13 protein-coding genes are annotated in these 13,350 nt (G+C 75.0%); 7 read left to right on the forward strand and 6 right to left on the reverse strand.

Annotation, left to right across the window (positions count from 1 at the left end; translation table 11 throughout):
• The first annotated feature begins 118 nt into the window (after positions 1–118).
• From ACIPM1_RS08755 to ACIPM1_RS08765, 3 genes are read left to right on the forward strand one after another with little or no spacing between them, the layout of a single operon-like run.
• Complete coding sequence (locus tag ACIPM1_RS08755) at positions 119–787, forward strand: DedA family protein (RefSeq protein ID WP_402430886.1); 669 nt, start codon at positions 119–121, stop codon at positions 785–787.
• The gene (locus tag ACIPM1_RS08760) at positions 784–1,422 is read left to right on the forward strand and encodes a phosphatase PAP2 family protein (RefSeq protein WP_402430889.1); all 639 of its coding nucleotides are present in this window, start codon (positions 784–786) and stop codon (positions 1,420–1,422) included. Before ACIPM1_RS08755 ends, ACIPM1_RS08760 begins: the two co-directional genes overlap by 4 nt.
• Before the next feature lie 4 nt (positions 1,423–1,426).
• Positions 1,427–2,158 carry a phosphatase PAP2 family protein gene (locus tag ACIPM1_RS08765; RefSeq protein ID WP_402430892.1) on the forward strand — a complete coding sequence of 244 codons (732 nt, stop codon included), beginning with the start codon at positions 1,427–1,429 and terminating at the stop codon, positions 2,156–2,158.
• A gap of 68 nt (positions 2,159–2,226) precedes the next feature.
• Here ACIPM1_RS08765 and ACIPM1_RS08770 read toward each other — a convergent pair whose 3' ends face one another.
• On the reverse strand, positions 2,227–3,723 hold the full coding sequence (locus ACIPM1_RS08770; RefSeq protein WP_402430895.1) for a hypothetical protein: 1,497 nt from the start codon (positions 3,721–3,723) through the stop codon (positions 2,227–2,229).
• A 179-nt stretch (positions 3,724–3,902) separates the two neighbouring features.
• Between ACIPM1_RS08770 and ACIPM1_RS08775 the strand changes: the two genes are divergently transcribed.
• Together ACIPM1_RS08775 and ACIPM1_RS08780 are read left to right on the forward strand one after the other, a co-directional pair.
• On the forward strand, positions 3,903–4,286 hold the full coding sequence (locus tag ACIPM1_RS08775) for a BlaI/MecI/CopY family transcriptional regulator (RefSeq protein ID WP_402430898.1): 384 nt from the start codon (positions 3,903–3,905) through the stop codon (positions 4,284–4,286).
• Positions 4,283–5,176 (forward strand): M56 family metallopeptidase, encoded by an 894-nt coding sequence (locus ACIPM1_RS08780; protein WP_402430901.1) that lies wholly within the window; start codon positions 4,283–4,285, stop codon positions 5,174–5,176. Before ACIPM1_RS08775 ends, ACIPM1_RS08780 begins: the two co-directional genes overlap by 4 nt.
• A 191-nt stretch (positions 5,177–5,367) precedes the next feature.
• Here the strand turns inward: ACIPM1_RS08780 and ACIPM1_RS08785 are convergent, their stop codons facing one another.
• The 4 genes from ACIPM1_RS08785 to ACIPM1_RS08800 form a co-directional block, all read right to left on the reverse strand.
• On the reverse strand, positions 5,368–6,204 hold the full coding sequence (locus ACIPM1_RS08785) for an oxidoreductase (protein ID WP_402430903.1): 837 nt from the start codon (positions 6,202–6,204) through the stop codon (positions 5,368–5,370).
• A complete protein-coding gene (locus tag ACIPM1_RS08790; RefSeq protein ID WP_402430906.1) occupies positions 6,201–6,794 on the reverse strand; it encodes a helix-turn-helix domain-containing protein in 594 nt (197 codons plus the stop codon). The genes ACIPM1_RS08785 and ACIPM1_RS08790 overlap by 4 nt, the downstream gene beginning before the upstream one ends.
• A 173-nt stretch (positions 6,795–6,967) precedes the next feature.
• Complete coding sequence (locus ACIPM1_RS08795) at positions 6,968–9,310, reverse strand: glycoside hydrolase family 65 protein (protein ID WP_402430909.1); 2,343 nt, start codon at positions 9,308–9,310, stop codon at positions 6,968–6,970.
• On the reverse strand, positions 9,307–10,059 hold the full coding sequence (locus tag ACIPM1_RS08800) for an HAD-IA family hydrolase (protein WP_356190952.1): 753 nt from the start codon (positions 10,057–10,059) through the stop codon (positions 9,307–9,309). The genes ACIPM1_RS08795 and ACIPM1_RS08800 overlap by 4 nt, the downstream gene beginning before the upstream one ends.
• A gap of 93 nt (positions 10,060–10,152) precedes the next feature.
• Between ACIPM1_RS08800 and ACIPM1_RS08805 the strand changes: the two genes are divergently transcribed.
• Complete coding sequence (locus ACIPM1_RS08805) at positions 10,153–10,836, forward strand: nucleoside/nucleotide kinase family protein (protein WP_402430912.1); 684 nt, start codon at positions 10,153–10,155, stop codon at positions 10,834–10,836.
• Positions 10,837–11,251: 415 nt separating this feature from the next.
• Positions 11,252–12,808 (forward strand): phospholipid carrier-dependent glycosyltransferase, encoded by a 1,557-nt coding sequence (locus ACIPM1_RS08810; RefSeq protein WP_402431825.1) that lies wholly within the window; start codon positions 11,252–11,254, stop codon positions 12,806–12,808.
• Between the two features lie 64 nt (positions 12,809–12,872).
• Here the strand turns inward: ACIPM1_RS08810 and ACIPM1_RS08815 are convergent, their stop codons facing one another.
• Positions 12,873–13,280 carry a DUF3662 domain-containing protein gene (locus tag ACIPM1_RS08815; protein WP_402430915.1) on the reverse strand — a complete coding sequence of 136 codons (408 nt, stop codon included), beginning with the start codon at positions 13,278–13,280 and terminating at the stop codon, positions 12,873–12,875.
• Positions 13,281–13,350 lie beyond the last annotated feature (70 nt).

The following is a 13,350-nucleotide window of genomic DNA, read 5'->3' on the forward strand; positions in this document are numbered from 1 at the left end:
GCGAACGCCCCGCGCACGGCCGCGCCGGTCACGGGAACGATTCGGGACCCGCTATCGTCTACAGTTCAGTAGACGGTCTACAGAAGTGTAGACATCCGCAGCGAAAGGGCGCGCGCCGATGATCCCACCCCCGCACCTGTCGTCGCAGCTCGCCGTCAATGTGCTGGACGCCCAGTCGCTGCTGGCCGCCTTCGGCGTGCTCGGCGTCGGCGTGGTGATGTTCGCCGAGACCGGGCTGCTGATCGGCTTCTTCCTGCCGGGGGACTCGCTGCTGTTCACGGCGGGGCTGCTGTGCACCGGCGGGGCCGACCGGGGAGTGCGCTTGACGTTGGCTCCGCTGCTGGTCGCGGCGGTGGTGGGCGCGCTGGCCGGCTCGCAGTGCGGCTATCTGCTGGGCCGCCGGGCGGGCGGCGCGCTGCTCGCCCGCAGCCGCTCGCGGCGCCTGCACGACGGCGCGCGGCGCGCCGAGGAGCTCCTGGACCGCTACGGGCACGCCAAGGCGATCGTGCTGGCCCGCTTCGTGCCGGTGGTGCGCACGGTGCTCAACCCGATGGCCGGCGCCCTCGGGGTGCCCGCCCGCACCTTCACCCTGTGGCAGGTCGTGGGCGGTCTCGTCTGGTCCGTCGGCCTCGTCCTCGCGGGGTACGCGCTGGGCTCGTCGATCCCGAACGTCGACAAGTACCTGCTCCCCGTGATCGCGCTGATCGTGGTCGTGTCGCTGATCCCGCTGGCCGTGGAGGTGCTCCGCTCCCGCCGGGCCGCGAAGACCGGGGAGGCGCGCGGATGAGGCCGGCATTCACGGGCGCCTCGCTCGACGGGCCCGCCTACACCGACGTGGTGGACCTGGCCCGCCACTCCCCCGTCTGGTTCGACGACACGGTCTCGGCGTGGTCGGCGTACGGGCTGGCCGTGTTCGCCGTGCTGATGCTCGTGGGCTGGTGGCGGGCGCGCCAGGTGGGCCCCGAGGCCGCGGTGACGGCGCTGGCGGTGCCGGTCGTGGTGGTCGCGGCCTACGCGGTGAACTCGCTGGTGAAGCTCGGGGTGCGGGAGGTGCGCCCCTGCCGCACCCTGCGCCTGGTGACGCTGGAGGCCTGCCCGGCCCGCACGGACTGGTCCTTCCCGAGCAACCACGCGGCGATCGCCGCGGCGGCCGCGGTGGCCCTCTTCTTCGTCTCCCGCCGGCTGGGCGCCGTGGCGGCCGTGGCGGCCGTCGCGATGGCCGTCTCCCGGGTCTGGGTCGGCGCGCACTATCCGCACGACGTGCTGGCCGGACTGCTTCTCGGCTCCGTCGCGGCTTTCGCCGCGATGGGGGCGCTGCAGCGCCGGCCGGACGTGCCGGCCCAGTGGGTCGCCGCGACCCCGCTGCGGCCGCTGCTGGGCGCGCCCGTCGCCGGGAAGGCCGCCGTCCGGGGCGCAGGGTGACCGGATGAGGCGCAGGGAGACCGCCGACCTCGCGGGCAGCGTCGGGCTCGGCGCGTGGGCGGCGTTCGCCGTGCTCGGGCTGTTCGTCGCCGGTTCCGGCGCTCCGCCGGCCGTGGACTCCGGGCTGCTGTCCTGGTCCGTGGCCCACCGCCCGGTGGTGGCGGTGGCCGCGGCCCGGGGGCTGACCGCCACCGGGACCGGGGTCGTGCCCTACGCGCTCGTGGCGCTGGCCGGGCTCCTCCTCGGCCGCACGCCCCGGCAGCGGGTGCTCGCCGCGGGCCTGGGCGCCGCCTGCCTCGCCGCGGGCCAGGCCCTGCGGTACGGCGTGATGGAGCTGGCCGGCCGCCCCCGGCCGCCGCGGCAGGACTGGGCCACGCACGCGTCGGGCTGGGCGTTCCCGTCCGGGCACACCACCACGTCGGCGCTGGCCGCCGGGCTGGTGATCGCGGCGGTCTGCCTGCGCGCGCCCAGGGGGCGTACGGCGTTCTGCCTGGTCGCGGGGGGCTGGGCCGTGCTGGTGGGGCTGACCCGGGTGTATCTCGGCGTGCACTGGTTCACCGACGTGGCCGGCGGCTGGCTGTTCGCCCTCGGCTGGCTCGGCGCGTGCCTGGGCGCGGCGGCCCGATGGCTGCCCTCCCGCCTCGTGGCCGGCCTGGGGCCGGCGTCCGGGGCGCCGGTGGAGAAGGGAACGCCGCCGGACCCCGGCGACGGCCCGGGCCGCGCACCCCGGACCTGACGCACCGCGCCGCCGCCGGGCCGGCGGGAGCCGTCCGGGCCCGGTGACGGCGGCCGGGGCCCGGTGTCTCAGGAGCCCGCGGCCCGGTGCGCACTCGGTGCGACGTACAGGCTGAGGGCGCCGGACCGGTGCACGGGCCAGGAGCGGGCATAGGCCGGCGGCCGGTCGCCCGGGAGCGTGAGCACGGCGACGGGGATCCGCCGTGCGGTGCGTACGAGGCCGTCCGGGGTGATGTTGGCGTTGTGGCCCCCGGTGTCCACGGAGGAGCAGCCGGCGTAGAAGGCGAGGGGCACGGCCTCCTCGCCGGTGAGCGCGCAGGGCGGACGCACCCCGAGGCGGTGCAGTTCGGCGACGGTGCGGTCCCAGGCGCGGCGGTCGGCGGTCGTGCGCTCGACGGTGTGGGCGAGGACGGCGTACTGGACGGCCAGATGCACGGCGAGCGCGAGGGCGACCAGGGTCACGGCCACCGGGCGCCACGCCCGGCCCGGCGCCGTGACGAGGTGGACCAGTGCGTCGGCGACCGGTATCGCCAGCAGGGCGTAGGCGGGCAGCAGGAAGCGGGGGGCCGCGTAGCCGATCATGAACAGGTACGGGAAGGCGGCCGTGGCGGCGCAGGCCAGCGCGACGAGCGTGGGGACGGTCCGCCGGGCGCGCCGGGCGGCCACGAGGCCCAGCAGGGCGAGCAGCGGCAGGGCGAACCACCAGCCGACGAGCACCGGTTCGGGCAGGGGGCCGGTGCACGGGCGGCACAGGGTCCGCCCGTCCAGGCTGCGTAACTGGTCGGCCACGGCGAGGTGCCAGCCCAGACCGCCCTGGATGGCCGAGCCGTCGGACAGCCGCTGGAGCAGGCCGCCGTAGGAGACGTAGGCCTCGACCACCCACTCCGCGGACCCGGCGGCCAGTCCGGCGAGCAGCGCGAGGAGGGGCCGTCCGTGCCGTCGCACCGCGGCGAGGACGAGCAGCGGAAGGATCACCCACACCGCGTCCATGGGGCGCATCCACGCCATGAGCGCCGCCCCCGCGACCAGACCCCACAGCGCGGCGCGGTCGCCGGGGCGTGCCCGGGCGCGCAGGAAGCAGCCCGCACAGACGAGGGCGCCGACGGCGACCCAGTAGTTGGGCATGGCCTGCGGGCCGTAGAAGAGCGTCACCCACAGGGAGGCGAACAGGGCCCCGGCGAGGGCGAGGACGCGCGAGGGGAACAGGTCCCGCCACACCCGCAGGGCCAGGTACAGGGCGAGGCCGGACAGCAGGGCGAGGTAGACGCGCAGCAGCGGGGTGGAGGTGGACCACGCGGCGACGGGCGCCACGAGGAGGGGGACGCCGCGGGCGCGCGGGGCGCTGAAGAAGGCCGCCGGGGCGTGCGGGCTGACCTGGCTGACGTAGACGGTCTCGTCCCAGCCGAGGCCCATGGGGGGCCGGACGAGGAGGAGTTGGGCGAGAGTGAAGGCCGCCGCGACCGTCGCGAGAAGGCCGTCGCCGCGCAGTCGCGGGACCCGGCGCGACGCGCCTCCGGGTCCGGAGCGGCGGGCCCCGGTGAGTATGGCGTGACTGATGTCGGTCATCTCCCTCTCTCACCCCTACACGATGTAGGGTTCCATCGACGCCACAGTCTGCCGGACCGTGAGCGGGAGTCGGGCGGGATTTCCGGAAAGATCACGGACAAAGTAACCCGCGTCGGTCGGGCACGCAGGCGCTATACCGCCACCCGTCTGACACCCCTACGCGCTGTAAGGTTGAGGGCATGGCTGGCACGGTGCCTCACGGCAGGACGGAACGACGCAGCTCGGGAGAGCTGGAGAGCGAGGTCCTCGCGGCACTGTGGGCCACCGACCGGCCGCTGACGCCGGTCGAGATCCAGTCGGAGATCGGCGGAAACCTGGCCTACAACACCGTGCACACCATCCTGAAGCGGCTCTACGACAAGGGCCTGGTGCTGCGCGAGGTCGACGGGCGGCGCGGCGCGTACCGGCCGGCGAAGAACGCGGCGGAGCTGACCGCCCAGGCGATGCACGAGGCCCTGGACCGCGGCCCCGATCCGATCGCCGCCCTCCAGCAGTTCGTCACCGGGCTGAGCCCGGAGGAGGAGCGGGCGCTGCGCGAACTGCTCAACGGAGGCGCGGCGTGAGGCTCGACGTCTACATCCCGCTGCTGCTGTCCCTGCTGCTCGCCGCGATCAGCCCCGTGGTCGGACGGCGGGTGGCGCCCGCGCTCGCCGCGCGGGTGCTGACCGCCGCCTCGGCGGTGACGGCCGCGGCGACCGTCTGGTCCCTCGTCCTGCTCGCGGCCACCCTGCTCGACGACGCGCCGCCCGTGGTCGCGCACGCCCGGGCGCACGGGCAGCGCCTCGCCGCGCCGGTGCCGGAGGCCGTCGGCCTCGCCGCCTGCCTGGCTCTGGCCGTGGTGGCCCACCGGCTGTGGCGCGCGGTCCGCGCCGAGTACGGCACCCGCCGGGCCCTGCGCCAGCTGTGCGCCGCGCAGCCCGGGGACACCGAACTGATCGTCGTCGCCTCGCCCGTGCCGCAGGCGTTCGCCGTCCCCGGCAGCCCGGGCCGGATCCTGGTCACCTCCGCGATGCTCGGCGCGCTCGACCCGGTCGAGCGGCGGGTGCTGCTCGCCCACGAGCGCGCCCACCTGAGCCACCGCCACGCGCTGCTGATGACCGCCGCGACCCTGGCCGCCCGCGCCAACCCGCTGCTCACGCCGGTACGCACCACGGTCGCGTTCCTCGTCGAGCGCTGGGCGGACGAGCGGGCCGCGGACGCGGTGGGCGACCGCACCGCCACCGCCCGTGCGCTGGCCCGGGCGGCGCTCACCGCCGGGCATGCGAAGCCGTCGTGCGCGCTGGGCTTCACCGACCGGGCCGTCACCCGCCGTATCGCGGCCCTCCAGTCCGCCCCGCCCCCGCACCTGTGGTCCGTCGCGGCGGCCGTCCTCGCCCTCGGCCTCCTCCCGGCCCTCGGCGCCGCCGACGCCACGGACGACCTGCTGCGCCTGCTGACGAACGTCCTCGTCTAGGGCCTCCCCCGTCGGCCGGCGGCCCCTCTCGGCGCCGGCCCTGCGATGCCTTCCGTTCGCCGTGTTCCGTCGCCGCTGGGCGCCCCGAGGCGCGTACGCCGGTCGCCTGTCTTCCGCCCGGGGCGGGTGACCGCGGCGGACTCAGGAGCCGGGAAGGACGGAGGCGCCGGGTTGAGCAGGGCGGTCGATGTTCATGCGGCGCCCCTGAACTGCGTCCGCAGAAAGGCGTCGAAGACGCGAGCGCCCAGCAGGCGCCGGGTGTGGATGAGCGCCTTCGCCGCGGGCGTGACCACGTAGCGGGTCTTCGGCCGGGCAGCGGTCGTGGCGTGCTCGATGGCCTTGGCGACGGTCTCGGGCGGGGCGGTGAGGATCGTCGAGCCGTAGGACTGCGCCATCTGCTGATCGGCCGCGGTGTTCAGCGCGGCGTAGGGGCCGGCGGGGGCGGCGGAGCCAGCCAGGGTGTGGGCCGCTGTGTCACCGAAGGAGGTGCGGATCAGACCGGGCTCGATCAGGCTCACCTTGACGCCGAAGGGTGCGGCTTCGAAGCGCAGGGCATCGGTGAGGGCCTCCACCGCGTACTTGCTGGCGTGGTAGTAGCCCCCGACCGGGAAGACGATGCGCCCGCCCATCGACCCGACGTTGACGATCCGTCCCCGGGACGCCCGGCGCATGCCCGGCAGGACGAGCTGCGTCATCCGGGCGAGTCCGAAGACGTTGGTCTCGAACTGCCGGCGCACGCCGTCCAGGCCGGTCTCCTCGATGGTGCCGTACTCGCCGTAGCCCGCGTTGTTGACGAGGACGCCCACGGATCCGTGCTCGGCCTCCACTGCCGCCACGGCCCGGGTCATGGACGCCTCATCGGTCACGTCCAGTTCGAGAACACGGGCACCCGCGGCGGCCAGATCGGCCAGGGTCTCCGGGCGGCGGGCGGTGGCGTAGACGGTCAGCTCCGGGCGGCGTGCCAGACGCAGGGCGGTGGCACGGCCGATGCCCGAGGAGGTTCCGGTGATCAGTACGGAGGTGCTCATGACGGCTCCTTGCGGGGTGGGTGAGGGTGGTTCTTCGTGCGGTCGAGGCCTGCCACGATCAGTGCCACTCCGTGGCGCAGGCGCCGGGCCGGAGCGTCGGTGTCGGAGAGGTCGGCCTCCAGGCCTCGGGTGAAGGCCAGCAGGAGTTCGGCCACTTCGGTGGCGTCCGCGTCCGGGTGGTCCGCGGCGACGGCGGCGGCGACCAGATCACGCATGGCGGTGTTGTACGCCTCGACCTGCTCGGCCGAGATGCGGGTGTCGACGCCCAGCAGCTCGGCCGCGTGGGCGGGACTGTCGCGCCACAGCCGCACCGCCAGCCCCAGTTTCGCCTCCAGCGCCCCGGTCAGGCGGGTGCGCAGGTCCCCCTGGGCTTCGATCGCACCATGAGCCCCGGCCAGAGCGCCGGCGAGCAGACGCGCCGCCAGGCGGCGGAACGCGTCCTCCTTGTTGCGCACGTACTGGTAGACCCCGGGGCGGGACATCCCCGCCTCGCGCGCGATGTCGTCCATGGTCGTGCGCCTGACCCCGTGCCGGGTGAAGCAGGTGTAGGCCGCGTCCAGGATCAGCTTGAGCCGCTCGTCCTCCAACATGCTGACAATAATTGCATGGAATGTCAGAGTGTCTCAAGCCGCTCTGCCGGTGCTGCTCCGGGACGGCTGCCGATCTTGCGATCCTCGCGGTGTCGGCACACCGAAGGCCTTGGCCCACCCTTCGCCCGCGGTGCCCGCCCCCACCGCGGGGGCCGGGGCGGGCGCGGCGCTGCTCAGCGCACGTTCGGGCGGCGGTTCGGGGGCTGCTCGGGCGCCGGGAGGTGGCGCGGCGGCGGCAGAGGGCAGGCCGTGGGGGCGTCCGGGCGCACCGTGACCGGGGTGCCGTGGTGCCGGATGGTCAGCGGCGGTCCCGCCAGCAGGCGGTACGTCGCGCTCTCCTGGCCGATCTCCACGCGCAGCCGCCGGCCGCGGAAGAGCAGCGAGAAGGCCAGCCGGCTGAACTTCTCCGGCAGCCGGGGCGCGAACTCCAGCGCGTCGCCCGCCCGGCGGGTGCCGCCGAAGCCCGCCACGAGCGCCATCCACGTACCGGCCAGCGAGGCGATGTGCAGCCCGTCGCGCGTGTTGTGCTCCAGGTCCTCCAGGTCCATCAGCGCCGCCTCGGCCGCGTAGTCGTAGGCGAGGCGCAGATGGCCCGCCTGGGCGGCGATGACCGCCTGGACGCAGGCCGACAGCGAGGAGTCCCGTACGGTCAGCGGCTCGTAGTAGGCGAAGTTGCGGGCGATGTGCTCCTCGTCGAACTCGTCCCCGCAGGTGTACATCGCCAGCACCAGGTCCGCCTGCTTGACGACCTGCTTGCGGTAGAGGTCGAAGTAGGGGAAGTGCAGCAGCAGCGGGTACTGGTCGGGCCGGGTCCCGGCGAAGTCCCAGCGCTGGTAGCGGGTGAAGCCCGCGTGCTGCTCGTGCACCCGCAGCTCGTCGTTGTACGGCAGGTGTATGGCCTCGGCGGCGTCCCGCCAGGCGGCGGCCTCCTCGTCGTCGGCGCCGAGCCGGTCGGCGTGCTTCGGGTGGCGTTCCACGACGTCGGCGGCGGCCAGCAGGTTCGCCCGGGCCATGAGGTTGGTGTACGTGTTGTCGTCGGCGACGGCGCTGTACTCGTCGGGGCCGGTGACGCCGTCGATGTGGAAGGCGCCGTGGTGGTCGTGGTGGCCGAGCGACCGCCACAGGCGGGCCGTCTCCACCAGCAGCTCCAGCCCCGTGTCCCGCTCGAAGTCCTCGTCGCCGGTGGCCGCCACGTACCGCACCACCGCGTGCGCGATGTCGGCGTTCACATGGAAGGCGGCCGTGCCGGCGGGCCAGTAGGCGGAACCCTCCTGGCCCTCGATGGTCCGCCAGGGGAACGAGGCGCCGCGCAGCCCGAGCTGGGCCGCGCGCTCCCGGGCGGCCGGCAGGGTGCTCTGCCGCCAGCGCAGCGCCTCGGCCACGGCGTCCGGCGAGGTGTAGGTGAGCACGGGCAGCACGAACATCTCGGTGTCCCAGAACGCGTGCCCGTCGTAGCCGGACCCGGTCAGCCCCTTGGCGGGGATCGCCCGCTGCTCGGCCCGGGCGCCGCCCTGCAGCACGTGGAAGAGGGCGAACCGGACGGCCTGCTGGATCTCCTCGTCGCCGTCCACCTCGACGTCGGCGCGCGCCCAGAAGTCGTCGAGGTACGCCCGCTGCGCGTCCACCAGGCCCGTCCAGCCGCTGTGCGCGGCGGCCGCGAGCGCCGCGTCGACCTGGTCGCTCATCGCGGGCAGGGAGCGGACGCCGGACCAGCCGTGCGCGACGAACTTCTCCACCCGCAGCCGCTGCCCCGGCTCCAGGACCGAGGTGACCGTCATCCGGGCGATGTCCGGATGGCTCTCGCTGCCCGTCGTCGTGCGCTCGGGGCCGGTGACGACGTGGTCGGCGGCGACCGCGACCCGCAGACCGCTGTTCCGGGTGCGGTGGACCAGGCGCAGCCGGTTGCCGCAGGAGAAGTCCTCCTCCGGCTCCAGGCACCCCTGCAGCGCCATCGCCGCCCGCGGGTCGCCGTCCGCCTCCGGGAGCTGCTCGTTGGCGACGAGCTCCGACTGGATCACCACGCGGGCCTGGCTGCCCACGGCCTCCACCTCGTACGCCACCGCGGCCACGGCCCGCTGGGTGAGCGAGACCAGCCGGGTGGAGCGCACCCGGACCGTGGAGCCGGCCGGGGAGACCCACTCGCAGACGCGCTCCAGAAGGCCGGTGCGCAGGTCGAGGGTGCGCTCGTGGGAGACGAGACGGCCGTAGCGCAGGTCGAACGGCTCGTCGTCGACCAGCAGCCGAAGGATCTTGCCGTTGGTGACGTTGATGACGGTCTGGCCCGACTCCGGGTAGCCGTAACCGGCCTCCGCGTACGGCAGCGGGTGCACCTCGTGCACGCCGTTGAGGTAGGAGCCGGGCAGACCGTGCGGTTCGCCCTCGTCGAGGTTGCCGCGCCAGCCGACATGGCCGTTGGACAGGGCGAAGACGGACTCGCTCTGGGCCAGGACGTCCAGGCTGAGTTCGGTCTCGCGCACGGTCCAGGGTTCGACGGCGTACGAGCGGTGGGTGATCACGCGGCGCCTCCCCGGCCGTCGAGGAGGTCGGCGAGGTCCTTCACGACGACGCTCGCCCCGTGCGCGTAGAGGGCGTCGCGCTGGCCGACGCGGTCGACACCGACGACGTATCCGAAGCGGCCCGCGCGGCCCGCCTCCATGCCGGCCAGCGCGTCCTCGAAGACGGCGGCCTGCCCGACGCCGACGCCGAGGTCCCGGGCGGCGGCCTCGAAGGTGTCGGGGCGGGGCTTGCCCGGCAGCTTCCGCTCGCGGGCCACCACGCCGTCGATGCGGACGTCGAAGAGGTGCTCGGCGTCGATCGAGCGCAGCACGTCGAGGGTGTTGGCGCTGGAGGAGACGATCGCCGTGCGCAGTCCCCTGGCGCGGACCGCGTCGATGTAGCGCAGCGTGCCGTCGTACGCCTCCACGCCCTCGGTGCGGATCCTGCGCAGCAGCAGTTCGTTCTTGCGGTTGCCGACTCCGTTGACGGTCGCCGCGTCCGGCGGGTCGTCCGGGGACCCCTCGGGCAGTTCGATGCCGCGGGAGGCGAGGAAGGTGCGCACCCCGTCGGCGCGCGGCCGTCCGTCGACGTACTCGTCGTAGTCGGCGACCGGGTCGAACGGCGTGAACTGCGCGCCGTCCCGCTCGCGCAGGAACGCGTCGAACGTCTCCTTCCAGGCGGCCGCGTGCACCACGGCCGTCTTGGTGACGACCCCGTCGAGGTCGAAGAGGCAGGCCACGATTTCTTCGGGCAGACCGAGCTCTGTCATACAGGCACCTTTCCCCGTGCGTCGGCGTCGAGAGAGTGTCGAGTGCCACATGGGAGCATTCGATGCCACCGCCCGGGTGACACACTGTCCGGTGTGCCGCCGACCTTCGACGAACTCCTCGCCCGCGCCCGCCGTCTGGCGGGGGGCGGGCACCGCGCGCTGCTCGGCATCGCGGGCAGTCCCGGCGCGGGCAAGTCGACCCTGGCCGCGCAGCTGGTGCGGGCGCTGAACGGATCCGGGCAGCCGTGGGCGGCGCACGTCCCGATGGACGGCTTCCACCTCGCCGACGCCGAGCTGGACCGGCTCGGCCGCCGGGACCGCAAGGGGGCGCCGGACACCTTCGACGCGGCCGGTTACGCGGCGCTGCTCGGGCGTCTGCGGGAGGAGCACGACGGCGAGACGGTGTACGCCCCCGGCTTCGAACGGATCCTGGAGCAGCCGCTGGCGGGCGCGATCCCCGTGCCGCCGTCGGCCCGTCTGGTGGTGACCGAGGGCAACTACCTGCTGCTCGGCACCGGCCCCTGGCCGCGGGTCCGGGCCCGGCTGGACGAGGTGTGGTTCTGCGAACTGGACGAGTCGGAGCGGATCCGCCGTCTCGTCGCCCGCCACGAGGAGTTCGGCAAGGGCCACGAGGAGGCGGTCGCCTGGGTGCTGGGCACCGACCAGCGCAACGCCGACCTGATCGCCGCCACCCGGGACCGGGCGGACCTGGTCGTGCCCGGAACCGCCGTGCCGGTCCCGGCGCCGAACTCGCCCCCCGCGCCAGGCCGTCACTGAACTCCCCGCGCCCGCGAACCGTACCCCTGGGCACGGCGGAGGGTCCGCCGGTACGACTCGTGCGGCGGTGCCGCCCGCGCGGGGGAGCCGGAACGACGGCGCGGCGGGCACGACGCCGCTGCCGCTCGCTGCCGCCCCGTCCCCGCGGGACGGCGCCGCGGGGCGGACGATGACGCGCGAACAGCACACGGTCCCGGCCCCCGGCCCCGGCACCGTGCCCGGGGAGCCGGGAGCCAGGGAGCCGGGAGCCAGGGGGCCGGGAGCCAGGGAGCCGGCGCCCGTGAGGCCGGGGAGGGACGAGTCGCGGGCCGGGGGGCCGCGCGACGGGCACGACGCGGCGGGACCGTGGGGCGGCCGGCTGCGGCGGCACCGGCGGTGGCTGGTGCCGCTCGTCGTGGCGCTGCTGCTCGCCCAGATGACCGCCGCCATGGTCACCGCCGCGGCCGAGCAGACACCGACCATCGACGAGCCCGTGTACGTGGGAACGGCGGCCGTCTACCTGCGCGAGCACAGCCTGGCCTACAACCCCGAACACCCGCCGCTGGGCAAGCTGCTGATCGCCGCCGGGGTCGCCGTCGCCGATCCGCACGTCGATCCGTCGTTCACCGGCGACCAGGGGCGGCTCGGGCGGCACCTGCTGTACGAGTCCGGCAACGACCCCTGGCGGCTGATGCGGTGGGCCCGGTTGCCGGTCATCGTGCTGACGCTGCTCTTCGGGCTGGTGGCGTTCGCGTTCGCCCGGGACCTCGCGGGCACCGCGGGCGGCCTCGCGGCCCTGGCCCTGTACGCCTTCTCGCCCGACCTGATCGCGCACGGCTCCCTGGCCACGCTGGACGTGCCCGCGGCCGGTTTCGTGCTCACCTCGGTGTGGCTGCTGTGGCGGGCCCGCCGGCGGCCCCGGCTGTATCTGCCGCCCGCGGGTGCGGCGCTCGGCGCGGCGCTGGCCACCAAGATGAGCACGCTGCCCGCGGCGCCGGTGGTGGGGACGCTCGCCGTGCTGTCGGTGTGGGCGGCCCACCGACCGTCCGGCCGCGCCGCGCGGGCCAGGGCGCTCGCGCTGGGCACCGGCTGGGCCGCCGTCACGGCCACGGCCGCGATCGCCGTCGTCTGGGCCGCGTACCTGGTGGTGGACCCGCGGCTGCGTTGGACGTCCGGGGATCCGGTGCCCGCCGTGCACGGGCTGCGCGGGACGCTGACCGGGCTGCTGCCCCTGCCGGAGGCGTACCGCGACGGCATGCGGATCCAGTTCGGGCTGGAGGGCCGTCCGTGGCAGGGCTTCCTGTTCGGGCACGTGTACACGGGCGCGCGCTGGTACTACCTGCCGGTCGCGCTGGCGGTGAAGACCCCGCTCGGCATGATCGCCCTGTGGGCGGCCGGGGCCGCGGTGCTGGTCGCGGTACGGCGGCTGCGGCCGGCGGCGCCGTACGTGCTGGTGCCCCCGGCGGTGCTGCTCGCCGCGGCGATGCACTCCTCCCGGGACTTCGGCACCCGGTACGCCCTGTTCCTGCCGATGTTCCTGGCGGTGGCCGCGGCCTGCGCGGCCGTGGTGCGGCGCGGGTGGGCACGGGGCGCGGCCGGGGCGCTGGTGGCGTTCGCCGCGGTCAGTTCCCTGCGGACGTACCCGTACTACCTGCCGTACGCCAACGAGGCGTTCGGCGGTCCGGCCCGGACCCACGAGCTGCTGCACGACGCCAATGTCGACTGGGGTCAGGACCTGGGCCGGCTGGCCGACCGGCTGCGCGCCCGGTATCCGCGCGAGCGGATCTGGCTGGTCTACAAGGGCAGCGGCGTCCCCTCGTACTACGGCATCCACGCGGCCGACCCGCGCGAGGTGCCCCCGCGGCGGGTGCGCGGCCTGCTGGTGGTGTCCGACTCGGCGGCGGCCAAGGCGACGGGACGGCTGGCCGCGCTGATCGACAGCAGCCGGCCGGTCGACGAGGTGGGCCACTCGATCACCCTGTACCGGCGCTGACCCGCCGGCCCGGGCCCGGGGAACGGCGCCGCGCGGGTCGGGCGCCGCGTGGGCCGGGCGCCGCTCAGGCCGGGTTCGGCTGCTGCTGGAAGCCCGCGGCGCTGACGTGCTGCATGACCCGGCTGGCCACCCGGTAGCGGCCGTTGGGCACCTGGTCGGAGCGGACGACGTGGACCGTCAGCGGGCCGGCCCACGCGTAGCCGCGCCGTTCGGCGTGCCGGGCGAGACTGTCGGTGAGCAGCTGTCCGACGCGGCTGCCGCGGCGGGTCAGTTCGTCGTGCACCGTGTCGGCGAGCTCGACGTCGAAGGCGTTGGGCACCATGACCAGTTGGTCGCTGCACACGACGGCGTGTGCGTCGCACTCGCGGCGCAGCGCGTCGAGGAGCTCCACCGGCTCCTTGCCGGCGATCCGCGCCCAGAGTGCCCCCCACCGGTTCTCCAGGGCCTGTTCCAGCGCGCTCAGGGTGCTCATGAGGATGTCCACCTGCCGAAAGTCGTCGGGGTCGGACGGGGCGGGTGCCCGCACCGCACGCGCCTATCCC

It is taken from the genome of Streptomyces sp. NPDC086766, from assembly GCF_044746005.1.
Taxonomy (GTDB): Bacteria; Actinomycetota; Actinomycetes; order Streptomycetales; family Streptomycetaceae; genus Streptomyces.